Origin of the sequence: Treponema putidum (assembly GCF_000755145.1) — a bacterium.
In the GTDB taxonomy this organism is placed as follows: Bacteria; Spirochaetota; Spirochaetia; order Treponematales; family Treponemataceae; genus Treponema_B; species Treponema_B putidum.
Map to the genome: position 1 here is coordinate 244212 of NZ_CP009228.1, position 24768 is coordinate 268979.

Annotated in this window: 15 protein-coding genes and 1 pseudogene; 6 read left to right on the plus strand and 10 right to left on the minus strand. The window is 37.8% G+C overall.

Features of this window, described 5'->3' with window-relative positions; all coding sequences use genetic code 11:
- Positions 1 to 4: 4 nt before the first annotated feature.
- A complete protein-coding gene (locus JO40_RS01080; RefSeq protein WP_044977502.1) occupies positions 5 to 4606 on the minus strand; it encodes a SpoIIE family protein phosphatase in 4602 nt (1533 codons plus the stop codon).
- Positions 4603 to 7548, minus strand: coding sequence for a hypothetical protein (locus JO40_RS01085; protein WP_044977504.1), 2946 nt, complete (start codon positions 7546 to 7548; stop codon positions 4603 to 4605). Before JO40_RS01085 ends, JO40_RS01080 begins: the two co-directional genes overlap by 4 nt.
- Positions 7549 to 7689: 141 nt before the next feature.
- Here JO40_RS01085 and JO40_RS01090 point away from each other — a divergent pair, with 141 nt between their 5' ends.
- Positions 7690 to 8979, plus strand: a complete 1290-nt coding sequence (locus JO40_RS01090; protein ID WP_044977506.1) for a UPF0164 family protein — start codon at positions 7690 to 7692, stop codon at positions 8977 to 8979.
- 3 nt (positions 8980 to 8982) lie between these two features.
- On the opposite strand, the gene JO40_RS01095 is transcribed toward JO40_RS01090, so the two are convergent.
- The 5 genes from JO40_RS01095 to JO40_RS01120 all read right to left on the minus strand — a co-directional run bounded on the left by JO40_RS01095 (position 8983) and on the right by JO40_RS01120 (position 15743).
- Positions 8983 to 11094, minus strand: a complete 2112-nt coding sequence (locus JO40_RS01095; RefSeq protein ID WP_044977508.1) for a DNA topoisomerase IV subunit A — start codon at positions 11092 to 11094, stop codon at positions 8983 to 8985.
- Positions 11095 to 11229: 135 nt separating this feature from the next.
- Positions 11230 to 12525, minus strand: coding sequence for a glycine reductase complex selenoprotein B (grdB, locus tag JO40_RS01105; protein ID WP_084224501.1), 1296 nt, complete (start codon positions 12523 to 12525; stop codon positions 11230 to 11232).
- An 11-nt stretch (positions 12526 to 12536) separates the two neighbouring features.
- Entirely contained in the window at positions 12537 to 13826 is a 1290-nt protein-coding gene (locus tag JO40_RS01110; RefSeq protein WP_044977514.1) for a glycine/sarcosine/betaine reductase component B subunit, read from the minus strand.
- A gap of 118 nt (positions 13827 to 13944) precedes the next feature.
- Entirely contained in the window at positions 13945 to 14562 is a 618-nt protein-coding gene (locus JO40_RS01115) for an epoxyqueuosine reductase QueH (protein WP_044977516.1), read from the minus strand.
- Positions 14559 to 15743 carry a DHH family phosphoesterase gene (locus JO40_RS01120; RefSeq protein ID WP_044977518.1) on the minus strand — a complete coding sequence of 395 codons (1185 nt, stop codon included), beginning with the start codon at positions 15741 to 15743 and terminating at the stop codon, positions 14559 to 14561. The genes JO40_RS01115 and JO40_RS01120 overlap by 4 nt, the downstream gene beginning before the upstream one ends.
- Before the next feature lie 169 nt (positions 15744 to 15912).
- Here JO40_RS01120 and JO40_RS01125 point away from each other — a divergent pair, with 169 nt between their 5' ends.
- Genes JO40_RS01125 through aat form a run of 3 tightly spaced genes read left to right on the plus strand, consistent with a single transcriptional unit; the run spans position 15913 to position 19364 of the window.
- Positions 15913 to 16218 carry an ATP-dependent Clp protease adaptor ClpS gene (locus tag JO40_RS01125; protein WP_044977519.1) on the plus strand — a complete coding sequence of 102 codons (306 nt, stop codon included), beginning with the start codon at positions 15913 to 15915 and terminating at the stop codon, positions 16216 to 16218.
- The gene (gene clpA / locus JO40_RS01130) at positions 16215 to 18593 is read left to right on the plus strand and encodes an ATP-dependent Clp protease ATP-binding subunit ClpA (RefSeq protein WP_044977520.1); all 2379 of its coding nucleotides are present in this window, start codon (positions 16215 to 16217) and stop codon (positions 18591 to 18593) included. The genes JO40_RS01125 and clpA overlap by 4 nt, the downstream gene beginning before the upstream one ends.
- Positions 18594 to 18620: 27 nt before the next feature.
- Positions 18621 to 19364, plus strand: a complete 744-nt coding sequence (gene aat, locus JO40_RS01135) for a leucyl/phenylalanyl-tRNA--protein transferase (RefSeq protein ID WP_044977521.1) — start codon at positions 18621 to 18623, stop codon at positions 19362 to 19364.
- A 23-nt stretch (positions 19365 to 19387) separates the two neighbouring features.
- Here the strand turns inward: aat and trhA are convergent, their stop codons facing one another.
- From trhA to lon, 3 genes are all read right to left on the minus strand, one after another.
- Entirely contained in the window at positions 19388 to 20038 is a 651-nt protein-coding gene (trhA, locus tag JO40_RS01140; protein WP_044977522.1) for a PAQR family membrane homeostasis protein TrhA, read from the minus strand.
- Positions 20039 to 20178: 140 nt separating this feature from the next.
- A complete protein-coding gene (locus JO40_RS01145) occupies positions 20179 to 21081 on the minus strand; it encodes a Fic family protein (protein ID WP_201771187.1) in 903 nt (300 codons plus the stop codon).
- A gap of 63 nt (positions 21082 to 21144) precedes the next feature.
- Entirely contained in the window at positions 21145 to 23568 is a 2424-nt protein-coding gene (lon, locus tag JO40_RS01150; RefSeq protein WP_420832858.1) for an endopeptidase La, read from the minus strand.
- A 171-nt stretch (positions 23569 to 23739) separates the two neighbouring features.
- Here lon and JO40_RS15140 point away from each other — a divergent pair.
- Positions 23740 to 23907, plus strand: a pseudogene (locus JO40_RS15140) (ABC transporter ATP-binding protein); the annotation flags it as partial.
- 21 nt (positions 23908 to 23928) lie between these two features.
- Positions 23929 to 24735, plus strand: coding sequence for a hypothetical protein (locus tag JO40_RS01160; RefSeq protein WP_245608945.1), 807 nt, complete (start codon positions 23929 to 23931; stop codon positions 24733 to 24735).
- The last annotated feature ends 33 nt before the right edge of the window (positions 24736 to 24768 follow it).

The following is a 24768-nucleotide window of genomic DNA, read 5'->3' on the forward strand; positions in this document are numbered from 1 at the left end:
GATTTTATTTTTTCTTAACTCCCAAAATAGTTAAATCATCGTATTGCTGATCTTCTCTTACATTTGTATAATAAAGATACTCATTATAACTCGTGTTCGGTACACGGTGTCCGCAATAAGTTTGATATTGCCTAAAATGTTTATTTAAAAACAGATCTATTTTCTTATCTACCTGAACCATATCCCTCTCGGTTGCCTTAGGATCCTGATACATTCGGAATATTTTTTCGACTGAAACAAGACCTATAACTGCATCTTCAATTGTTCCCTCAAGGTTAGTAAAATCAAAATCAAATTGTTCATTCTCAATCGGGTTATGCCATTTTTTTAAGCTAAAAGAACTGCGGGCAAAAATATTCTCGATAATTTCGCATACGCGGGGCTTGCCTAATTCTTCTCCGTCCTGACCTACAGTATGAGTTTCATGTTCGGCATCTTTTTCAAGTCCGGGCTCTTCACATAAAACCGGCTCCAGTTTGGAATTTCTAAACAAGCGCTTGGCTTCTTCAATACCGTCAGTGTAAAGGAATAGAACATCTCCGGGATTTAGTTTAACGGTTTCAACTTTAAAGCCGCCTTTCATGTCTATCATAAATGTCGGGAAAACTCCTGCAGCAGAAACTTCGCTTAGGATAACTTCTTTCATTTTCTTTGAGGCTGCATCATAAATATTGATAACATTATCACCTGCATTACAAAAATGAACATTGCCTGTTATTGAATCCATAATACAAAGGGTAAAGGCTGCGAAACGTCCTTTAAAACCTCTGGATTCAAGTAAGTCGTTTATTCGTGATACAATCCGATCTATTTTTAGTCCCTGCTTTTTATAGCTCCAGTCTCTAAAATAGTCCAAGAAAAGAGTTGCGACTTCGACCATTATAAGAGCGGCAGGAACTCCCTTGCCTGCAACGTCGCACTTTATAATTGCATAATATCTGTCATCCAATTTTATATAGTCGAAATAGTCCCCGGAAACGCCTCTGGCACCTTCATAATAACCGAAGAATTCTACATTATCGTCTACACTCTTTCCGGATGTAAGTTTTCTTCCAGCCTCATCCAAATCAAGGGGTAAAAACATTTTTTGAATTTCTTTACCCATAGTCAAGTCCTTTGAAGCTGCAGCGGCCTCGACAAGGCCGTTTGTCATTGCATTTATGGTTGTTCCTAAAACACCTATCTCATCCTTTGTTTTAAGTTTAACATCTTTACCTGCAAGCAGTTCTTTATCTTCAGTAGCTGAAATCATTGCAACGTGTTCAACAAGTTTTTTTATAGGTGCCGTGATAATCGAAGACAAGATATAAGCACCTGCTATACCTGCAGCAAGAGCACTCAATGAAATCAATAATATAATTTTATACAATGTAGAAGTTGCTTCATCAATTTGTTCAATCAATCCTTTTGTAGAAACTTGAACATAAACCATACCATGAATAAAACTTGATTGATCCCCTGCCTGTCTGTAAAGTATGGGTTTATAGAAAAGATAATTTGTAACATCTCTGGACAATTTTTTTGAATTAAATTCCGGATAAGAACCTGAACCTTTTGCACTTAACCGGCTCAATTCGGAATTAAGTTTTTCTTCCATTTGATTTATCGCAGATTGAATTTCATTTCGTCTTTCTATCGATTTACTATCCGTGCTCAAGGCAATTTCCATAGCTGTATTTGTTAATGACTGTATTTCTTCAGCAAGCTCTCCGACGTTTTCACGGGCTTCTTCATCTATCTTATCAAGATTTTGATATACGGGTTCAAGATCAGGCAATGATAATTCCGACTCACCTATAATAAATTCTGAACTATCGATTTTGGATATAATATCACTATCATTGGATGCCCAAACAAAGTTATAGCTTACTTTTTTATTATCAATATGGACTCCCGTTATTGTTGCAAAGTTTGCCTCTTTAAGAGCAGAAGTCTGCGAAGGCAAAAATCCCAATTCCAATACATTTTTTGACGGAAGATAAGCTTTAGCACCCGATGTCAAGCTTTCAAGCAAAACTTGAGTATTTGAAGCCAAGCCTTCAGCCAGCAATCTTTCCTGTGTTTCAGAAAATCTAGAACCTAGAGGAAGTGCTAAGGTTAAAATAACCGATATTACCAAAGTAGTTGTAAACAAAATAAACTTTAATCTTAATCCCATTCCTCTGACTTTTAATTCAGATATTTTCTTTTCCTTTCCGAATATCATAGCACCTCCGCTCAATAAGACAGTTACCTCATTTTTTATTTTTATAGTTTCTTTTATAGAATAAATAACTCCCGTTATCGAAAAAATCATAACAAGTAAAATAAACACGGTTAAAAAAATAATAAAAAAATAATCCGTGAAATCCGAATTCATAGCCGAAAGAAGCCAATTATATTTATATGAATCTTTATAGTTTCCCAGTTTAATATTTCCTATATCATTAAAGGTTATAGTTTTTCCGGCAAAGTATATTCCGCGACCTGAGTGCATTAGTCCCACATAGTATTTTCCGGGATCCAAATAATCTATTTTTATATTCGATATAAGTTTATCACTTAGAATAGAAAAATCTTTTTTATCTATCGTTAAATCATAAGGAGGCGAACCGTCTGCATCGATATAAAGAGCAGTTACCGCACCTCCTGCCGAAAAGCCCTTACCTACTATAGAAAGGGAAATGGAGCCGTCAAGATTTTGCTCTGTATTTATATCTGCAACATAAGTATATGGAATATATTTATTTAAAGCAAAATACTTTACAGCGGGGACACCTATATTCCCAAAAGCATCTACAGCGGAAACAGTTAGAGCATAGAGACCGTTTTCATAATTTTTAAATTCTCTTTTGTTTAAAGTAGAATTTATTTTTGATGTGCTTAATTCGGCATTTAAATTATTCGATAAAATTTCTTGCACAGCGGTATCATCTATAAATGATGGGTTTGCGTTTTTTATATATAAAAGGAATTTATCTACAGTACCCAAATAAGAAAGATTCCATATATATCCGTTTATAGCAGTTTCAGGTTTTCCTTCTATATCAAATTCAGGCGGATTCCATTGAATATCAAAGGTATTTGATTTTAAAAAACCGCTCTTATCTAAAGCTAATAAATCAAATATTGGGGCCGAAGGAGGAACTATATCTCTCTCATAAGAAATGGTAGACATCTCAGACCAATTTCCGGCATAGTCGCAAACCCTCACACCCAAATACCATAAACCGTCTTCTTCGGGCTCATATACCAAAACGGATTCATTTGGTAATTTTTTAATTACAGGTTCTACAAATTCGGGAGGAGCATCTTTTGTCCATTCATAAGAATAGCCTGCAACACCCGATGAGTCATTCGGAAATTTAATCTTCATTGTAATTTTTTGTTTACCGTCTAAAGTTTTTGAATCAAAATCCAGAGGCTGCAATTGAGCTTTTCCAACTTCATAATCAGGTTCAACATGCATTATCTTTGCCGAACGGATTCCTTCCTGCCAAAGAATATGAAGATTTCCATCAACAAAAAAAGGATTTACAAAAAGCAAAGAACCTGTTATAGATTCTACAGAATCGATTACCCAGTTTGAATCATCTTTTCTTGCAATCAAAACGGACGCTTTACCGTTATAGTCTTCAGACCATGCAATAAGAGGTTTATTATTATAAGCTATAACTTTAGGGCTAAATATTGTCCCGTCACCGGACGGCAGCACTTCAATTGGAGAAGTAAGCATTCCCTTATTATCCAAAACGGCATAGGCGGTAGAGCTTTTTTCACGGCGGTAAGGCGATTGTTCCCATACAAGAAAAATAGATTTTTCCGAACGAATATATAAGAGGTTCGGTCTTTGATTATTAAAATTAAAATCATCGGTTATTCTTATAGGTTCTGACCACGAAGAACCTCCATCTGAAGAAAAGGAGGAAAAAAGTTGATAGGAACTTATATTTTCATTCTTATCCAATGCTTGAAAAATCAAAACATCATTTTTTTCGGCCGCCGTATGAGCCGGAAAAAAAACTCTATCGGTTTTTTTTATAAAATCAAATTCTTTAAAATCCGGCCAATCTAAACCGTTTTTAGATGAAGAAAAAAACACCGAGAATTTTTCATCAGCACCATGAGAAACGAACATAAGGTAATTGCCGTTGGAAGCAACGGATAATTGAGGAGATAATAAATCATATATTTCGGTAGTAATATTTTTAACTGTATAAGTCTTACCGTAGTCCGTACTTTTTAAAATAGTAATAGTGTTGCGGTTTTTTACCAATGCAATTAAAATACTGTCATCATTTCCGACAGTTATAGAAGCAATTGATGGTATATCTGCAGTATAAGAAATAGGAGGAATTATTCTTTCATTTATTATCCATTTTTTATTTGCATATACACCTGCCGAAATATAAATTAAACCTGCATCATCAGAAGACTTAACAACTTCCTCCCAAACAGATGCTGAAATATTTCCATTTGAAGCCGATTGTAGAAACTGCCCATTCCTTCCGCTTATGACTGAAGGACTTTCCCAATAAAATTCTTTTGCCGATAAAAAACTCATAAAAAATAAGAACATTAAAAATATGTTTAAGAATTTCTTCAAATGTTTTTTTCCTTTAATCATAATAAAGCATCTATCCTCTTTTTTAATTCTCTAACCTTTGCAGAATTTCTTGCATTCGGGCTTTGCATAAGCTGTTCAACCAATGCCGCTGCTATAATTTTATTTCCTCGTTGTAACTCGGCAATAGCTTGCTGATATTTTGCTTCATCTGAAGCAGAAAGAACAATAACGGCAGCACCGCCCATACTCATTTGAATCGAGTCCTTTAATTGTATCGCATCAACATTTTGAGGGTTAAGTTTAATAGCCGTATCTAATTGCTGGATTGCAATTGGGAATGAAAGACTATCACCTGAATTGTATATTGCCTGAGCCGATTTCGTAAGATCGGCAGACTCTGCAATTGCTTTAAGATTTGGAGAAGGGAATTTAAGTCCTAAGTAAATTTCAATTTCGTCCTTTAAGGCTGCAAGTCCCGAAAAGTTTTTATCTATGCTATACAAATTCAATAACTCGCTATAAGCTTGTTGAGAATTACGCTTGTAATCATTTCTAATAGTTTGAACTTTCCGTCTGAATTGTTCATTAAAGTTTGCAGGATCTATCAACTTATCTATTTTTAAGCTTAATTGACCTGCAATTTCATTATATGGGAATATAAGCAATACCTGTCTTATATTATCTTTCGCTTGATTTAAATCGGTTAAAGCGGATTTCTGCTGACCGGATTTTATTTTTTGCTCCGCATCCAAGTAAAGCTGATTGGCATTATTCAAAAGCTGAATCATTTGAGGATAAAGAGGTGCCGAAACTGGAATAGTTCTTCCCGTCTTTAAGGTGTCCGCAGTACTTACAATTGTTAGCCAGTTCTCAACTTCTTCGTTAGGGTCAACATGAGTTACCGCCCAGCGGCTGCGTGCTGAAATTAAAGTTTCTTCCGCCTGCCTGAAATCCGTGTTAAAATAATCTCTTTTTGCTTTTTCCAAATACTCTCTGACATCTTTAACAACTACAGTATTTTCAGCATCATTGATTTCTTTACCTAATTTATCAAGCCTTTCATCAGTCATACTACGATATTCGGAATTCTCTTCAAGCTCCAAAGCGTTGTTTGTTCTTGTTCTGGACAATTCTATACTTCGGCGGGCCGCAGCAAAATTGCCGGATGCCAAGTTTCTTTTTGCCTCTTCAAATCTTAGATCGGCTTCATTTTTTGCCAACTGTATTTTTAAAAGTATTGATTCAGTATCAGCCAAATCAGTCTCTATAACACTGGAAAGATTTTTAAGAGAGTCAATTGTTTTTTCAATACCGTTTTTGTTTTCTGCAAATATTTTGCTTGTTTCTTCTACAGAAGGATCGGTATTTTTAATAAAATCATTCAAAAGCCGAATATCCAAATTTACAATCTCATTTAAACTCAATAATTCTTTTCTAATTTCAGCAGGAGTTGTTTTATCCGAATTTTCGTTTTTTTGCTTATCAACATCGTTTTTAAAATTATCATATCTTTGTTTTGTTTCAGCCAATGCCTGATTACCTGACTTATTATTTATGATTGCAATCTCTTCATAGCAAATTAAGCGGGTCTTATCCAAATTATCCAAAAATAATTTTTGTTTGGATTGTAATACTTCTTCTTCCTTTGCAAGATCATTTTCTTTATGTACCGATAAAAATTGCGATAATTGATTTATGGATGCAATCATACCATCCAATTCTTTAATTTTTGCTTTTAAATCCGTAATTTTAACATTATTAGGATTGCGCAATTCATCGGAACTTCCTGTATACGTTTCAGGAGAACGCTCAACCTTTTCTCTTAAAACTAAAAAGCGGCTGTAATATTCCTTTGTGGAATTTATTATATTGCCCAGCTCTGCAAAAGAATTTCTTTTTTTACTTTGCGTGTCTACACTTTTTACAAACCTCGAATCCGACCTTGTATTGATAAGAGAATAAATTTCTATTAAATTTTTTAAATGAAATTCAATCAAGGATATGTTTTTTTGAATTGGTATATCATTTTCAAAATTAAACGTATTACAAGATTCAAACCATAATCTTTCGATTTCGGCCCAGTGTCTGTCTAGCAAGGTGTAAAGCGGCTCATATACCCCAGCTTCCATTGCACCTTCAATACCCTCATACTCTTTTGCCGAATCCCGTCCTATAGTTAAACGATAAGCAAAGGGTAATATGGTTTCTTCAGCATCGCTATTTATTTTTTTTTCATTTGAATAAATTTGCTTTAAAACCGCGCCGGATCTAACTAACGAACCGGTTATGCTTCTGAGTCTAGAAGCGGAATTTTTCAAATTGTTCAATTCTTTTTCAATTGAAGACGGAGCGGATGAAAAAGCTTTATTTCCATATTTATTTAAATCGGATATAAATTCGGCATAGGTCTTTTCATATTGCTCCGTATCGGATTTGACCGAATCAAGAGAATTGCTTAAAATATTATTTATTCTATTATATTCATCTTCATTGAGAGATTCTCCGTCATACATCGAAAGTCCCTTAACAAAAGTTTTAGATGCATCATTATATTTTTGGGACTTAATTAAAGCATTACCCTCGTTCATAATATCATTAAACTTGATACGGTAAATTGCATAGAATGAAGAAATTTTTAATTTGTCTAAAAATTCTTTAAGCACAGGATCAATATCCGATTCTAAAGCCTCCATTTTATCGATCATAGCAATCCGTTGAATGTTATTGTTAGGATTTTCTTTTAAAAGCGCTATAAGCTCATGAAAGGTCTGCTGAAATTCGGCTTGATTTTTCATCGTCTTTCGTGCAAGACTGATTCCGCTTTCTATAGATTCGGGTTTAGCTTCTATGACCTCGACTATATTTTCCAATGCAGCCGTATTTTCAGATGACTCAAAATAAGAATTAGCGGATGCATAATCCTTTTCGGCGGCTCCTTTGGAAAAAGCTGAAACAGAGAAAATACCGATTAAAATGCTCAAAATAAACCGTCTTTTATTCAATTAAAAAACCTACCGATAACTTTAAAAACAAAAATTTTAAAGGCTTTCCTATATCAATTTTCGGCTTTTTATAGTTTTTTTTAACAAAAATCTCTAAAAAGTACTTAAAAAAAACCGAAACTCATATATAATAGTATAAATATGAAGAGATTTTTTCAAGTCTTTTACATAATTATTTTTCTCATTTTTTGTAAAGTCAGCCTTTTTTCTGCCGATATTTCGGATTTTTATGCAGGCGTATCGTCGGTTTTTGATATTTTTACCCAAAAATTTGAAGGTGAAACGGCATTTAGGTCTCTTTTAATCCCCTCAGGAGGCCGTTTTGAAGGACTTGGAGGAAGTTTTACAGCTCTTTCAAACGATATAAGCTTTTTTGATGCAAACCCCGCTGCCAGCGCTCTTTTAAAAGAAACCGAATTAAATGTGCTGCACAATAGTTGGATAGCCGACTCCAAACTGGAAACAATAGGCTATACCCAAAGAAAAAACCATCTGGGCTGGGGAACATCATTAAGGTGTTTTTATGTACCATTCACAGAATACGGCCCTTTGGGTGAAAAAAAAGCATCAGGCTATTACAGCGAAACCTTTTTAACCGCAAATATAGCCTATAATTTTTTTGCCGGATATGATTTTAAGGGCCTAACTGTAGGAGGAAGTATAAAAACCGGCATAAGATCAATGCCGCCTTTTTCAGGACAAGATGAAGCGGCAGATCCGGATAACACAGCCCCTCAATATAAAAACGCTTCGAAAAACAACGGATATGCCGTTCTTGGCGATTTAGGAATTATGATAAGGGCAAACGTTAAAAAAATTTTTTACAGTGATGAACCTAATTTTTATTTCGGCCTTAGCTTAAAGAATTTCGGCCCACCGATAAGGGGAGAAATACCTCCGTCTTATATTGCATTGGGATTTGCATACCGTCCTGTTGACGTCTTTTTATTTGAAATAGATATAAATCAGGGAATAAATCTTATAAATATAAAGAATTCAGGCCTGCCGTCCGGAAGCGTAGGTTTTATGTTTTCCATCACAAAGTATTTTAACCTTTTAACAGGCTTCGGGATTAATGGTGGAAATCCGAGGTTCAATCTTGGAGGAGAAGTAAATTTTTCAAATGTACAAATCTCTGCAAATTACGCTTTAGATTTGGCAAGTCAAGTTACAAATATCAGCCGCATAAGTGTGGGAGTAAAATTCCTTTTAGGACAGGATAAAAGAGATGAAAAGCTGAATACAGTAAAAAAGCTCTACATTCAAGGCTTAAAAGAGTATAATAATAAAAACTATGAAAAAGCAATAGAAGTTTGGAAAGAAATTTTAGCAATAGACAAACGTTATGACCCTGCAATAGAAGGCATAATCAGAGCCGAGCAGCAGCTTCAACTTTTAGAAGAAATCAAAAAAATCTTGTTGCTTGATTAGAGTTTATTTATCCGATGTTTTTTTCTTCCCTGTTTTTGAAGTCTTCTGAACTTCGCCCGCCTTGTCCTTTTTGACAGTCTTGGACGTTTTTTCAGGCTTAGTCTTTTTTATAGATTCTTTTTTTTCTTTCATAGAGGCTTCCTTTTTAACCGCCGTTTTTGTTTCGGTCTTTTTTTCTTGAGCTTTTTTAATCAAGGATTTTTTTTCCGTTACTTCTTCGGCAGAAAGAGTTTCACGTACTGAAAGACGTACGCCTTGGGCCTTTAAGCCCTTCTCGGCAAAGGAATCGGCCTTAAATTCTTCTTCTATCTTCTTTACTCTCGGTTTTGGTTCATAGTTCAGTTTAAAAGAAAATTTAGACTTAGTACTTGCAAAAAGAACTTCGGTATTGTCAGGGGCAAAAAGATAATCCCTGTTTAGGATATAGCCTTCTACCCTAGCCCTTTTTATATAGGCGCATTTTGTCTTGGAATCGCGGTAAATTACGGTAAAAAGCACCTTAGAAAGCTCCTCTTTTTCGGCAAAACCGCAGTACCACATTCCCGTATCGACAAAAACCCTGTCAGGCACATCCATTACAGTGTAAACCCCGCTCTTCCGCAAGACAAAGATGCGGTCATAGGGACTGACCCTCAAGATTTCTTTTCCGGTAGTAACGGAGGTACCGAGATAACCCGTCTCCTCATCGTAGCGGAGGGCCGTATCCCTTGTTACGGCTTCTTTTACATCAACCTTTGTAAAGCCGGTAATCTCTGTTCTGCGCTTAAATTCTTCGGAAGGGAGCTTTGCCGCAATTCCGTCCAAAACCGAAATTGCATAGCCCTTTAAATTCTTTAAGAGCTTTGCAATTTCCTTCAAGCGGTTGTTTATTTCCCTAACCTCTTCACGGTTCTTGTTTATGTCATAAAGAGATATTCGGCGGATGGGGATTTTAAGCAATTTATCGACATCATCTTCGGTTACGTCACGGATTAATTCCTTTTTAAAGGGAACAAAGCCCTTTATAACCGCATTGACGACCCCTTCGGCCGTCTTCATCGTTTCTATCTTCTTATATATGCGCTCCTCGATAAAAATACGCTCAAGGGTGCGCATGTGGAGGCGGTCGGTCAGCATTGCTCTTTCATATTCAAGCTCGTCCTTTAAAATCTGCATCAGCTGTTTGGCATGGTATTTTATTATGTCCGTTACGGTAATTTGAACCGGAAGATTATCCTTTATTACCAAAAGATTGCAGGGAATCGACTGCTCGCATTCGGTAAAAGCATAAAGGGCATCCACCACATCGGCCGAATAGACACCTCTGGGGAGTTTTAACTCAATCTCGACCTTTTCACCCGTATAGTCACTTATTTCAGAAATCTTGACCTTACCGGCCTTTGAAGCGGCTTCTATAGAGTTTATCATACTTTCCGTAGTACTTCCGAAGGGGAGCTCCCTTATTACTATCCTTTTTTCGTCGGAGGTGTCGAGCTTAGCCCTGACTAAGACTTTGCCTAGGCCGTCTTCATATTCTGAAACGTCTATCAATCCTCCTGTAGGAAAATCCGGAAAAAGAGCAAAGGATTTTCCGCTTAAAAAGGCTTTTTCGGCCTCAATTATTTCGAGAATATTATGGGGCAAAATCTTTGTGGACATACCTACGGCAATACCCTCTGCCCCTATTGCAAGAACTACGGGGAGCTTAGCCCTAAAAGCTATCGGCTCCTTGTTTCTTCCGTCATAGGAAACAGTGTAAACGGTTATATGGGGATTATAAAAGATGGTCTTTGCAAACTCGTTTACCCTGCACTCTATGTATCGGGGAGCGGAAGCTTCATCACCTGTAAAAATATTCCCGAAGTTTCCTTGTGTGTCAATAAAAAGCTCTTTTGAAGCAAGGACAACTAGGGCATTCCCTATGGAGGCATCTCCGTGGGGATGGTATTTCATACAGTGACCGATAACGTTTGCCACCTTGTGAAACTTCCCGTCATCCATCTCAAAAAGAGAATGTAAAATCCTCCTTTGAACGGGCTTTAAGCCGTCATCAAGGTCGGGAATTGCCCTATCACGGATAACATAACTTGCATATTCCAAAAAATTCTTATTAAAAAGACTTTCAATATAATCCATCTTTTTCCTCGAAAAAAAGTATTTTAAGATGATACACTAAAAGCTGAAATTTGTCTACAAGAAGAGAAAATATATCAAAAAACAAAAAAGCCCCCTTGCCTTTAGAGCTTGGGGGCTTTAGTTTAAAAAGCTAAATTAAAAAACCGTTTGTTCTGAAATGGGTGTTTCAAGAGCTTTTAATGCTTTTTCAACTAAACCGCGGCGGAGTTTTTTCTCATCTGCGTCGTTCATTTTAGGATCACCGAGCGGGTGAGGAATAGCTACAGCCGGCACAATTCTATTTGCACCTACGGTTTTTGAAATAGGAACAACAGTTGCAATATGTACTACCGGGAGGAATCTCTCGATTTCTTTTACCATCGTTGCACCGCAACGAGTACAAGTGCCTCACGTAGAGGTAAGAATTACAGCCTGCACTCCGTCGTTCACAAGTTTTTGAACAATTTCTTCGGCAAATTTCTTTGCGCGTTTAACGGCAGTACCGTTACCGACAGTTGTATAGTACTTGTCATGAAGTTTTCCGATCTTTCCTTCTTTTTCGAGATCACGCATAACGTCTACAGGAAGAACTCGGTTGGGGTTTGCGTTACAATAGGTCGGATCATATCCTCCGTGAGCTGTTTCGCTGTCTTTTGATGAAAGAGCGGCCATACCTGCGATTGAATATTCGCCGTAGTGTGAAGCGTTTGAAGCTTCAATGTGGTCGGGGTTACCCTTGGGTACAACACCGCCTGAAGTTACCAATGCAACCTTTGCCTTGGTAATATCCTTAACGGGAGGCTGAGGAGGTACTCTGTCGAATACGGGCATCGGATATTCGGTTACGAATTCTTCACCCTTGATCTTCTTGAGGAGCATGTCAACAGCTCTCTTTGCACCTCTTTCTTCTGCAAAGTAGTTTTGGCGTACGCCTCTGGGTAAGAGGCCTTCTTTTTCGGGGCAGCAAACTTTTTCACCTTTTAAAAGTTTTTTAGCCAAAGCTCCGATAGCAGGAACAGCTTCTCTCATGCTTACAGCAGAGTTGCCTGTCTTGATTGTGTACATAAAGGCTTTAAATACATCATAACCGGGGTTTTCTTCGTAGAGACCGGAAATAGCAGGGATTCCGAGCTCAAAGGCAACCTTTGCAGCGTTACCGCAAGCCATACCGTATCGTCCGGCATTAAATCCGGGACCGGCAATAAGAAGGTCAGCTTTTGTATCGATAAGAACTTTTTTAACAAATGCAAGAGCTTCTTCTTCATGTTCGTTAAAATAGTTATCACCGCAAATAATGGTCTTGACGATCTTTCCTGCATCACCTACGGCACCTTGAATTCCGGTACCGGGCCCTGCTGTTCCGTCAATAACCTCCGGTTTGTAGTCAGCCATGTCTTCTCCGCCCTTTCCGGCAAAGAACTGATTGATATAATGAACAATTACTTTACTCATAGCTTAACTCCTTATAGTCCTCTTGCGCTAAGATTCCAGAACCCGAGCTCGTTTGTAGCACCGGTAATAACCTGAATTTCAGCTTCGATTGTTCCGTCTGCATGTAAGCTTCCGTCCCAAGCACCCGCAATAACGTTTGCCTGTTTTACATCTCCGATAATGGTCTTCATCGGGGGAAGTTTTACAACAGCGTTTGCGTTTCCGTTAGAAACTACAGCATTTCCTAAGGGGTTTGAGTCGGCAAGAGACTGACTTGCACCGTCTTGACCGGCATATTCATCGGTTACGAGAACGGTCTTGATACCCATCTCTTCGATCTTGCGGCAGTTCATAATCAAGTCGGCATCGGGATTTCCGAAACCTTCTTCAGAAACGATAACTGCATCGCAGCCTAGCTGCTGAGCCAACTTTGCTGCAAGGTTAGAAGACCTTTCCTTGTCTGCAAGAGTAACGTTTTCATTTGTAATGACTACACCCATAAAGTTGATGTCTTTTCCGTGCCTCTTATAGAGCTCATGGATAATGGGGCTGTTCTGGTGAACATAGGTCGGGTTTTTATCGCATGCAGAAACGCAGTTACCGCTTACGATTGCACCGTCCATAACTTCTGTGGGGTACATAATTGTGGGAAGAATTTGCTTTACGTCGATACCGTAGTAATAGGTGTCGTGTAAAAGTCCCTGACTTTGAAGCATATAAACATAGCCTACCTTGGGAAGGTTCGGATACTGTTTAGCCTGCTCTGCGAAAGGAAGAGTTTCGTATGTTTCTACAGAAGAGGGTTTTACATTTTTAGCAGCTTCTCCGAGGTATCGGGCTGTTTTTAGGCCCATAAGGCGTAAGGCCTTCTCTTTAATAGCACGGGTAACATCGTCTTGGATTTTACAATCAACAACAAGGTTTACGGTCTTTGAGAAGGGTGTGTATTCGGCACCCGGGCCGCTCATGTCGATGATACCTTCCTGAAAACCTACAACTGTTCCGGTTGTAACTACAGCAGCACCCTTCAATACGTGGGTTTTACCTGCTCCAACAGTAGCCTCCTCACCGGTAAAGAAACCGGGGAAGCAAACGCCGCTGCCTTCTACCTTGCATCTGGGTTCAAGAACATCTTTTACAGGGATGATTCGGGTGTTATCACCGGGTTTTGCAATGTGCAATTCAACACCGGTTACAAGCGGATCTTCCTTGATAAGAGCCTCAAGTTCAGCTTTGTTTACTTCAAGGCATGTTCCGTTAACGGCAGTTTTGTTTCCAAATTTCATGTCGTTAATGGGGATAATACCTAATTCAAGTTTCACTTTTGACCTCCTAATATTTATAGTCAATAGATTGATTACTTTAGCTTTTATTATAGCAGGAATTAAGTATATAGTCAATTCTAAAACTTGAATTTATGAATATAAAATGAATAAAATTTTATCGTTTTGAGTATTTGCAGCCGCAGTAATCCTGCCTATAAAGCCCGTATTTTTTGCTTAAATTTATGGAATCAAGGTAGCCGTTCCGTTTTTTAAAATCACTTGGAAGCCATTTACAAGTTTCACTTTCAAGGGAAAGACCTATATTATTAAGTTTTTCTGCATTTTTTAAGGGACTCACCGAAAGGGTTGAGGTAAAAAAATCAAAACCGTCATTTTTAGCCCTTTCGGCAGTTTTTTTTAGCCGTAAAAGGTAGCACCTCATACACCTTTCTCCCCCTTCAAGGCAGTCTTCCAGCCCTTCGGATATTTTATAAAATTCATCAGGAAGATAGGGTTCTTCAAATATGTCTATAATATGAGGCGATATGTTTTCGTCATTGTATATAGAAATAATATGTCTTTGTTCCTCAGCTCTTTTTGTGTATTCTTCATCCGTGTCTATATTAGGATTGTAATAGAAAACAGTAAGCTTAAAAAAAGGAGCCAGTTTTAAAATAACGGAAGAACTGCAAGGCGCACAGCAGGAATGGAGCAAAAGGGTCTTATTATTTGAACCCAATTTTTTTACGGTTTCCTGCATCAATCTGTCATAGTTTATTTTTTGAGCCGTCATTGCGGAATAAGGGTTTTAACTCTTTTGGAAATCTTATCGACATAGGCCGGAAGATCCGTGATTTCAGTGCGGGGAAACCTAAAACCTATAGCTCCGGGATGGCCTCCTCCGTCTTCAATACCGAATTCGCTTAAAATGGGTCTTACATCAATACCCTTTACATCGCCCGATGCTCTTATTCGAAATTGAATTTTATCGGAAATTTCTGCAGGATCAAAGTATGCCGATATGCCCACTCCATGAACTTTTTCGGCGATATTATCCGTAGCACGTTTTATAACGCCCAAAAATTGATTATAATCAATTCCGGAGCTTAAAGCGTCTGACCGCTTTTCATCTAAGATAATGGTTCCTATACGCCCGTCATAAGAAACATTTTTCATTATCTCGTTATAAAGTTTTGCATCTTCATCCGACAGCTTTTCTATCAAATCCAGTATTTCTTTAACGGAGCTTATATTTCCCGATCCCTCATTAAATTCTTTGCTGAGTATACTATTGAATTTTTTTAAAAAATAATCATAAAAGACCTTATCTCTGCGTTTAAAAAGATAATTTCCCATTTTTGCATCGCCTATCATACCTGTAAGCATTGCAAGGACTATATTTCGGGAATAGAGATCACTTATACCGTATTTTTTTAAAATCTCAGGGCGTTTTTCAAGTTTTAAACACATTTGCCCGATTATTTCGCAGGTACTTGAAGCTCTCATTGTAAGCCTATAATCTTCATCTCCCGAATAGTCCGCATCAGCCGTAAAGTGATGATCTATCTCAACTTTCGGTATTTTTTTATTATTAAAAAAAAGCCTAATCTCATCATTTAAGGCTATCATATCGGGTTTAGGGGTATCCAAAATAACGATAACATCGGGTGCCGTAGGAACAGTCAAATCTTTTACAAACAAAAAAATAGAATTATAGCTGCAAATACCGGCAAAAAACGAAAGATTTTCAGGTACACCATCTTCTAAAAAAATACTGACCGTTTTTCCGAATTTACGCAGCAGCAAACCGAACGCTACAAGAGAAGAGACACAATCTTCATCTGCATGTTCATGCCCTAAAAGCAAAAAGGATGATTTAGAATATATAAGTTCAAAAATCCTCTCCATTACCGCATTTTTTTTACCTATGCTGAGAGGTATCATTTTTTTTGTTTCAGAATTCCCATAACTCATGAAGTACAGTATACCACATTATATTAAAATATCAATGTCTTTTTTTTCTTTTTTTCTTTTTTTGCAAATATACCTATATTTTTAACGAATTCATCGTTTTCTTAAAGAATATTATTAAAAAAATAAAAAAATGCTTGTAAAATATGGATTTTTACAGTACTTTATATGTATGGAAGTAAAAAAACAGCCCCAAAAGGGGACAATTATTTCTGATAAATTTATAGAACCTGAAAATTATAGAGTTATACTCCTCAATGATGATTTTACCCCAATGGATTTTGTTGTGGCAATTCTTGTTTCTATCTTTAATAAGTCACCGGAAGAGGCCGAAGCTTTAATGTTTAAGGTTCATAAAACAGGACAAGCATCCGTTGGAATTTATGTATATGACATAGCAGCAACAAAATGCTTTCAAGTATTAACAGCAGCAAAACATAATAATTTTCCGCTGCAGTGCACGGTTGAAAAAGTATGAATTTTACAGTAAGCATAACGGTCAGACGCATTTTTCAAGATGCGGTAGAAGACGCAAAAAAAAGGAATCATGAATTTGTTACTCCTGAGCACCTCTTGTGGGCAATTATGTTCAATCCGAAGGCTTTGGAGCTTTTTACCCTGTCAGGTTCGGATCTGGGCTATATTCACGATAATTTAAATACATACCTTAAAAATAAAATTCCTATAAGAACCCAAAATACTCAAGCAGAACCGATTCAAACAGTAGGCCTTCAAAATGTTTTTGAAAGAGCTATTTTGAACTGTAATGCCGCCGAAAAGTCGGTTATAGGTATTAATGACATAATAGTAAGCCTTATGGACGAGGAAAAAAATCATTGTTCTTTTTTTATGAAACAAAGCGGTATAGACCGGCTAAGACTCTTGCAGCTGGTAAGCAGCCCCGATTTTTATGATGACGGCAGGCAAAGAAGCGCTTATGAAAATACCGAAAAAGAAGGGCAGGCCGAATTATTCGTTTTAGAAGACAATGCGGACGATCAAGTACAAAATACTGAAACGCCGAATACAAGAACAAACAAAAAAACTAAAACACAAAGAGGTTTCCTCGAAAGATTTACTGTAAACTTAACTCAAAAAGCCTATAGGGGGCATATTTCGCCCATTATAGGGAGAGAAGAAGAAATAGAAAGGACTATTCAGATTTTATGCCGCAAACAAAAAAACAACCCGATTCATGTCGGCGCGGCCGGAGTGGGAAAGACGGCTATAACTGAAGGTTTGGCAATACGTATTGCAAAAAACGAAGTTCCGGTTTTTTTAAAAAACGCAAATATCTACAGCTTAAGCCTATCTGATTTAATGGCCGGAGCAAAATTTAGAGGCGACTTTGAAGAAAGGCTAAAAAGGATAGTCCTTGAAGCATCAAAGGAAAAAAATGCTATTCTCTTTATAGATGAAATTCACACCATTGTAAATGCAAACTCGGGAGGGGGCGGAATTGAGGCCCCGGATCTTTTAAAACCTGTCCTGACCAATGGAAGGGTGAGATGCATAGGGGCTACAACATTTGAGGAGTATAATAAACATTTTACAAAGGATGCAGCTTTAGCACGCAGGTTTCAAAAAATAGACATTGAAGAGCCAAGTGAAGAAGAAACCGTTAAAATTTTAAAGGGCCTTCGCGAAAGTTACGAGAAATTTCATAAGGTTCATTACAGTGATGAGGTTTTGGAGTCGGCAGTCCATCTTTCGGCTCTTCATATCAGGGATAGGTTTTTACCCGACAAGGCTATAGACCTCATAGATGAAGCCGGGGCTCTGATTAAAATAAGAGCTGATAAAGAAAAAAACGAAGATGAAGCTGATGAAAAAGGCCTTGAAGAAAGAGCCTTGCCGGAGGTAAGCCTTTCGGACATAGATAAGATAATTGCAAAAACGGCCAAGATTCCGGAGCAAAGGGTTTCGGTAAACGAAACGGAAAAGCTGCGGCACTTTGAAGAAATTCTTTCAAAAAAAATCTTCGGACAAGATACAGCCATAGAGGGAGTTACCAAGGCAGTAAAACGCTCCCGTGCAGGCTTCCGCTCTAAGGATAAGCCGGTTGCAAACTTTTTGTTTGTCGGCCCCACCGGTGTCGGTAAAACCGAGCTGGCTAAGACCCTTGCCGAAGAGCTGGGTATTCCCCTCCTCCGCTTCGATATGAGCGAATATCAGGAGAAGCACACGGTAAGCCGACTTATAGGTTCACCCCCCGGTTATGTAGGCTTTGAAGAAGGCGGGCTTTTAACCTCTGCCGTACAAAAAAGCCCGAATGCGGTTCTTCTATTGGATGAGATAGAAAAAGCTCATGCCGACATTTATAACATTCTCTTACAAATTATGGACTATGCTACCCTTACCGATAATCAGGGCAGGAAGGCGGCCTTTAACAATATAATTCTTATTATGACAAGCAATGCAGGCTCTTCCAACATAGGAAAACCCTTAATCGGTTTCGGAGGAGAGCGTATTTCGGAATCGGCTGTCGATGAAGCCGTCGAAAAGACCTTTAGCCCCGAATTCAGAAACCGTCTGGATGCAGTTATAAAATTCGGCCCCCTTACGATGCAGGTTATGAGCCTTATTATCAAAAAGGAAGTAGAAAAAATACGCTCCCAACTTGCCGAAAAGGACATCAGTCTTGAGCTTGAAGAAGACGTTATTTCTCTTTTAGCAGAAAAGGGATATTCGGAAGAATTCGGAGCCCGAAATGCAGCCCGCCTTGTCGAAGACGAATTTGTAACCCCTTTAACGGATATGATTCTTTTTGGGGAAACAAAGAAGGGCAGCTCAGTAAAATGCCGAATCGGGGACAAACTTAAAAAGCCCTATTTGGTATTAAACGTAAAATAAAAAGGTGCGGCCTTTTAGCAAAAACAAATGCAGACCGATTTTTCTTCATTATCGCTTTTAGGTTCTACGGAAAAAGATATACTCTTAAAAAGAAGCCAAAAGGATTTTCCTTGGCTTGAGAGTGAGGATTTTTTTGATTTTAATAAGGCCTTGGGAGAGGAAGATTATATTCAAAAATCCCAAGATGATGAGGCCATATCGGGGGGAAATCTTTCGCCGGGGATGATTCTTTCGGCCTATAAACATTCTTTTTTTCCTTGGTTTTCCGAAGAAGACCCTATAATCTGGTTTTCTCCTTGCCTGAGGTTTGTAATCGACAAGGATTCTTTTCATATTCCGTCCCGCTTAAAAAGGGAAATAAAAAAGGCGGATTTTAGGATAAGCCTAGATTCTGCCTTTGATCAGGTTATAGAAAACTGCGCCTTAATCAAAAGAGAGGGGCAAAAAGGAACTTGGATCACCGATGACATGGTTCAAGCCTACAGGATTCTTCATAAAATAGGCTTTGCCCATTCCATCGAAGCATGGAGAGGAAACGAATTGGCGGGAGGCTTTTACGGCCTTTATATAAACGAGGTATTTATAGGCGAATCCATGTTCAGCAAGATAAGCGGGGCATCTAAAACAGCCTTTGCCCTCTTTGCCCAAGACTTCTTTGAAAACAAAAAAGGCATTTTAATAGATGCCCAAATTCCTTCCGAAAACATAAAACGCTTCGGCGGCTTTAAAATACCTAGAAATCGGTACCTCGGGATTTTGAATTCTCTCTAAGGACATGTCAAAGTAAAACAGAATTAAATACTGTAATAAAGCGAAAAAAAGTGCATTATGCTTCCGGCTATAACAAAGAGGTGCCAGATACTATGAGCCCATTTTACTTTCTTCATTGCATAAAAAATACAGCCGGCAGTGTAAATAATTCCGCCTATAAGCAAAAACTTAAAACTTAAAAGCGGCAGCTGTTCTTTTAATGGTTTTGAGGCAAAGATAATGAGCCAGCCCATGGGGATATAGGTAATAACCGATAAAATCCTCACCCTGCTTCCGAATACCGAGTATAAAACTATGCCTAGGACAGCCATTCCCCAGATAATGCCGAAGATAGTCCAGCCCACCGCTCCATGAAGAGCCGAAAGGCAGTAGGCAGTATAGGTTCCGGCTATAAGCACATAGATTGAACAGTGGTCAAAGATGCCGAATACTTTTTTTGCCTTTAAGGGAAGAGCATGGTATAGGGTCGAAAAAATATAGAGGATTATTAAGGAGGCTCCGAAAATGGTAAAGCCCACTACGTAACCGGCCTTTAAATCCGGCGGCGCATAACGGGCAGCCCTTATAATTAAAAGCACAAGGGCGGCAATCGAAAGTCCCGCTCCTATACCGTGAGTTACGGAATTTGCAATTTCTTCACCTATAGAATATCTGCGTTTAATTTCTTCTTTCATATTTGTTTAGACAGCTTAAATGGACTAAAGTTGCAGGTGGAAGACAATAGCTAAAAATATTGTTCAATTAATTTTGAATCTATACAGTCATATAATCCACTGGAAAAAACTTTGTTTATATTCATTTATTGAAATAATGATTAATTATACATAATACCAAAATAATCCAAACATTTTTTCATTAAATCCTGTCCGGTAAGACAAGTATCTCTTAAAAACCCGCGTTCATTTTTCCAATTTTTAATTCCTCTGTAATAGTAAACTTTTAGTTCTTCAGTAATTATGAAAGGGACAATATTGTGTTTAAGACATTCTTTGAACATTATTAATCTTCCAATACGGCCATTACCATCTTGGAATGGATGAATAGCTTCAAATCGGACATGAAAATCTAACACATCATCAAAAGTGATTTCAGATTTTTCATTGTATTCCATTAATAATAATTTCATCTCTGCCGTAACATTCTCAGGTTTTGTGGTTTCATTTCCACCCACTTCGTTTTCCAGCATTTTGTAATCCCCAGCCTTAAACCATGATTTCTGACTATCAGTTGTTCCCGACTTTAAAATATAATGAAGCTGTTTTATGAAGCTTTCCGAAAGTTTCGTATGGGCACCTTCGATTATTAAGTCAATACAATGGAAATGATTTACCGTTTCAATAATATCATCAACTCTAACAACTTCATCTGTAACGCCAAGTGTTTTTGTTTCAAAAATGAAGCGAGTTTGATCATGTGTAAGTTTTGACCCTTCGATATGATTTGAATTATAAGTAAGGTCAATCTGAATTTTGTGATAAATTCCGCCTTTCAAGCCAGCTTCCTTTTCACGTTTAAGAAATGATAAAAGAGTAGACTGTTTTGCAGCATGACGATTTTTTCGATGAGGCTTTTCTGCATCAGAAGGAATATTCCATGTTTTGCCCTCTAGAAGAGCCCCCACAATTCTACCCTGCAAGCAGTAATTTCTTACACTACGTTCACTAATTTGCCAGCGTTTTGCAGTTTCTTTAACAGATATGTATGTTATCTTATTCATAGGTATTCTTATAACATATTATCGGCAATATATAAACTGTTTTTATACTTAAAATCCGCTCGCCTATCTTTTTTTCTTCGTCAACGCACCCCTAAAGGCTATGTCCAAAACTTCTTCAACATGGCTTACGGGGTAAAACTTAATGCCCTTCTTAATATATTCGGGGATCTCGTCTAAGTCCCTTGTGTTAGCCTTGGGGATTATAACTTCTTTTATCCCGTTGCGGCGGGCAGCGATTGTTTTTTCTTTTAGGCCGCCTATGGCAAGAACCTGTCCCGTAAGTGAAAGCTCTCCGGTCATAGCAAGTTTCGGTTTTATGATCTTCCCTGAAAATAGAGATAAAAAAGCTGTGGCCATCGTGATACCGGCTGAAGGCCCGTCTTTGGGCGTGGCTCCTTCCGGCAGGTGAAGGTGGATTATGTTTTTTTCAAACCAGTCCGGTTTTTTTATTTTATTTTCTACGGCAAAGATTCGTGTCCATGACAGGGCGATTCCGGCGGATTCTTTCATAACGTTTCCGGCTTGACCTGTGAGTTTAAAGCCGCCTTTTCCCGCCATCGATGCCGCTTCTATCAAAAGAGTATCCCCTCCCATCGATGTCCAAGCAAGGCCTATTGCCGTACCGGGAACATCGGCTTTTTTTATATCATCATCGCGGAAGATAACCTTGCCAAGCATCTTTTCAACATCGGCCTTTGTTACGGTTAATTGTTCATCTTCTTTTCTTTTACCGTTTACAATTTCAGTTGCAACCTTTCGGTGAATCTTATCCAGCTTCTTTTCAAAGTTGCGCACGCCGGCTTCCCTTGCGTAAGAGTTGGCAATATAAAGAAGCATATCCTGACTGTAGACAACTTGATTCTTTTTAAGACCGTGCTTTTCAAGGCTTTTCGGAATAAGGTGTTTTTTTGCTATCTGCACCTTTTCGGAATCTATGTAGCCCGAAAGATTTATTACCTCAGCCCTGTCCAAAAGCGGACGGGGAATAGAATCGAGGGTGTTTGCCGTAAGTATAAAAACTATGTTGGAAAGGTCAAAGGGCAAATCCAAATAGTGGTCTCTAAAGTTTATGTTTTGCTCAGGGTCTAAGACTTCAAGGAGGGCACTTGATGGATCTCCCTGATAGCTTTGTCCCATCTTATCCACCTCGTCTATCATAAAAACGGGGGAATTGGTTTTGACTACCTTTAAGCCCTGTAGGATTTTACCGGGCATGGCCCCTATATAGGTTCTTCGGTGTCCCTTTATTTCGGCCTCGTCCCTCATACCTCCTACTGAAAACCTAAAGAATGGTTTGCGCATGGCTCGGGCTATGGACATTCCTACACTTGTTTTACCTACACCGGGCGGGCCTACCAAAAGAATTATGGAACCCTTAGTGTCTTTTTTTAGCTTGCGCACGGAAAGGTATTCTATTATTCGGGTCTTTACATCTTCAAGTCCGTAGTGATCCTTGTTTAAAATCTTTTGAGCTTTTGCAATATCGTATTCTTCCGGTTCCGAATTTTTCCACGGAAGGGAAAGAATGGTTTCCAAATAATTTCGGGTAACTATGTATTCGGAAGAATAGGGGTCGAGCATCTTAAATTTTTCAAACTCGGAATCTACAGCCTCTTTTACTTCTCCGGAAAATTGAAACTCTTCTATTCTCTTTGCAAAGTTTTCTTCTTCATTGGTCTTAGGATCGGTGGTCAGCCCCAATTCTTCTTTGATGGATTTAAGTTCTTCCCTTAAAAAATAGTCGCGCTGATTTTTTTCTACACGCGTATTAAGGTCTTCCTGTATTTTTCGCTGAACCTGCAAAAGTTCTTGTTCTTTTTTGATGTGAATAAAAACCTCTTCCATTCTCTTTTTTACGTTTAAGGTTTCAAGAATCTTTTGCTGATCTTCTTTTTGAATGTTTAAAATACTTGCGATAAAGTCTGCAATCTTTCCGGGATGGTCAATGTTGATCATATTGAGCCGCATCTCTTCGGAAAACAGAGGATTGTTTTCAGAAAGCTGCTTCATCTCGCTTATAAGGGCTCTTGTTAGGGCCTCCACCTCATGGTTTTTTTCTTCTTCATCATCCAGATATTGAACGGCTACGACTATCGGGTTTGTATCATTGACCGTTTTGCGTATTTTAAAACGTTTTTGAGTTGCGATAAAAACATTGAGACCTCCGTCCGGCAGATTTATTTTACGCACTATTTTTGCGGCACATCCTACTTTGTACAAATCCTTGGCCTGAGGGTTTTCAATATTGTTTTTAAGAAGGGTAAGCCCTATAAAGCCGTCTCCCGCATAGGCATCTTCAATGGATTTTATGTCTTCAGGGGCATTAATTAAAAGCGGCGTAAAAATGCCGGGAAAAATCGGTCTGCCGCTCAAGGGAATAATATTTAACTTTTGCGGCAGCAAACTTTCTATCGGAATAATTTCTTTTTTATCACTCATTCTATAAATATCACAATAATTTAAAAAAAAGTCAATCGGAAAAAGCATTTATTACGGGCTAACAGTGTTATAAAAGCTGTAATTAATCCTTTACACCTCAAATTTTTAACATATAAATATTTTATTGCAAAATATGAATTCTTCAAAAGATGAGGTATTTGAAATAAAAAGAGCTCTTTTAAGCATCTATATTGAAAATCAAAATCCTTCGGTTCTTGTAAAGGAGAACCTATATCCAAAATAAAGGGTAAAGACATTTCGGCTTTTAGACGGAACAACTTAGGCTTTGTGTTTCAAGACTATAATCTCTTGGGTCAGTTTTCCGTAAAGGATAATATATTACTCCCTCTTGTGCTCTCAAACTATTCTACCGATGAGATAAAAAAATTATCGGATAACATTACAAATATGAAAAGTGATGAGATTTTTATCTTTTGTAATAATAATCAAATTGACTATACAAGGCCATTACAAATAGGGCAAAAAAAATTTAAAGTAAAAAAGTTTGAAAATAAATTCGTATCAGTGATGAGCAATTCTCCTTATATTCCTTATTCCCCGTTTCCTTATATAAACCTGATAGCTAAAAATTCTAAAAGCCTTGAACTTATTAAAAATGAATTAAACTTATTAAAAGAAGAGGCAAAGACTAAGTTTAAAAACAAAGAACTGCTCGCGCTTGAAAAATCATTTTTTTGGAATACCTCCGCCGATAATCTTAAAACTATTCCTCAAAACTATATTCAAGACATAAAAAAATCGGCAAAGGCTTCGGATGCAGGGCTGTTTTATGGCAATAAATTTCAGTCTTATAAAGACAGAAGAGAATTTGACGGCAGCTTTTTATTTTTAGGAACTTTTTTGAGCCTTATGTTTTTAATATGGCTCATTCTGATTATGTACTTCAAACAGATTTCCGAAGGTGTAGAAGACAGACGACGGTATCAAATAATGCTCAAAATAGGAATGGACTGTTCTTTAATCAAAAAAACTTCACAAGCCCAGCTCGTTTGGCTCTTTGTGCTGCCTGTTTTAGTTTCGCTTGTCCACTGTTTTTTTGCTTCTCCCTTATTTAGCCGGCTGCTATTAGTCCTGGGGCTTTTTGACACGTCCGTTTTTTTTGCCGCCTTGCTTTTAACCGGAGGCTTTACCCTGATTTTATATTTGCTTTTTTATAAGATTACTTTGAATAAGTATAATAAAATTATCCGATAGAGAAAAGGCTGTTCCATTTGGGAACAGCCTTTG

Excerpts from the sequence above, each read along its gene's own strand:
- JO40_RS01125 (WP_044977519.1), top strand. The coding sequence starts at position 15,913 with ATGGAAGTAAAAAAACAGCCCCAAAAGGGGACAATTATTTCTGATAAA.
- JO40_RS01160 (WP_245608945.1), top strand. The coding sequence starts at position 23,929 with ATGAAAAGTGATGAGATTTTTATCTTTTGTAATAATAATCAAATTGAC.
- JO40_RS01145 (WP_201771187.1), bottom strand. The coding sequence starts at position 21,081 with ATGAATAAGATAACATACATATCTGTTAAAGAAACTGCAAAACGCTGG.
- aat (WP_044977521.1), top strand. The coding sequence starts at position 18,621 with ATGCAGACCGATTTTTCTTCATTATCGCTTTTAGGTTCTACGGAAAAA.
- JO40_RS01090 (WP_044977506.1), top strand. The coding sequence starts at position 7,690 with ATGAAGAGATTTTTTCAAGTCTTTTACATAATTATTTTTCTCATTTTT.
- JO40_RS01095 (WP_044977508.1), bottom strand. The coding sequence starts at position 11,094 with ATGGATTATATTGAAAGTCTTTTTAATAAGAATTTTTTGGAATATGCA.
- clpA (WP_044977520.1), top strand. The coding sequence starts at position 16,215 with ATGAATTTTACAGTAAGCATAACGGTCAGACGCATTTTTCAAGATGCG.
- JO40_RS01120 (WP_044977518.1), bottom strand. The coding sequence starts at position 15,743 with ATGAGTTATGGGAATTCTGAAACAAAAAAAATGATACCTCTCAGCATA.
- JO40_RS01080 (WP_044977502.1), bottom strand. The coding sequence starts at position 4,606 with ATGATTAAAGGAAAAAAACATTTGAAGAAATTCTTAAACATATTTTTA.
- trhA (WP_044977522.1), bottom strand. The coding sequence starts at position 20,038 with ATGAAAGAAGAAATTAAACGCAGATATTCTATAGGTGAAGAAATTGCA.
- lon (WP_420832858.1), bottom strand. The coding sequence starts at position 23,568 with ATGCTTTTTCCGATTGACTTTTTTTTAAATTATTGTGATATTTATAGA.
- JO40_RS01115 (WP_044977516.1), bottom strand. The coding sequence starts at position 14,562 with ATGACGGCTCAAAAAATAAACTATGACAGATTGATGCAGGAAACCGTA.